At 39.5% G+C, this 739-nt stretch carries 2 protein-coding genes; one reads left to right on the forward strand and one right to left on the reverse strand.

The features are described 5' to 3' along the window. A partial coding sequence (locus ACFINC_RS10615) for an MBL fold metallo-hydrolase (RefSeq protein ID WP_375617190.1) occupies window positions 1-519 on the forward strand: 519 nt, incomplete at its 5' end. A 61-nt stretch (window positions 520-580) separates the two neighbouring features. On the opposite strand, the gene ACFINC_RS10620 is transcribed toward ACFINC_RS10615, so the two are convergent. Further along, on the reverse strand, window positions 581-739 hold a 159-nt coding region (locus ACFINC_RS10620; protein WP_375617191.1), incomplete at its 5' end, for a BA14K family protein.

The raw sequence follows: 739 nt of genomic DNA on the forward strand, positions 1-739 counted from the left end.
GAGTGGCTTCGAATTCAAGAAGTCATTAAAAGAATGAATATTACCGTTGAAGCTATTTGGATAACACATGGTCATTTTGATCATGTGGGTGCGGCAATGCAAGCAAAAGAGGCCCTTGGCGTTAAAATTGTCGGTTCACATTACGATGATAAGCCTGTAATGGATTCTGTGGTTGAGAGTGCAAGAAGCTATGGTATCATGGATGCCTCTGTTTGTATTCCTGATCAATGGTTAGAAGATAACGATAGTGTTCATTTTTCTGACCACGTGTTTAGGGTTTTTCATACACCAGGGCATTCTCCTGGTCATGTTATTTATTTTAATGAAAAAGAACGTTTTGCTTTATTGGGTGATGTTCTCTTTCGTGGTTCTATTGGACGTACAGACTTTCCTTTTTGTTCGCATGAAAAATTGATGAGATCACTTCGAGAAAAAATTTTACCTTTAGGGGATGACGTTCGTTTCATTTGTGGGCATGGTCCTGGAAGTTATCCTTTTCTTCAAGCGCTCAATACATAACCCCATAACACTTTAAAGCGTTTTGGGGTCACTCAAAATTTTCTGAACCAAAGCAAAAATATTAGTTTAATGGAGCATAACAAAAGTGGTCTTGTCCATCATAGCCTCGAAAAGTACCTGTTTGGGGGTTAAATGAACGGTATTTTTTCTTGCAATATTGAAGCCAGCCACGCGTCCATGGTTGCTGGAGTGGTTGGTATGTAGCTGTTGACTGGGATTC

Source organism: Bartonella sp. AP58NXGY (assembly GCF_042195785.1).
Taxonomy (GTDB): Bacteria; Pseudomonadota; Alphaproteobacteria; order Rhizobiales; family Rhizobiaceae; genus Bartonella.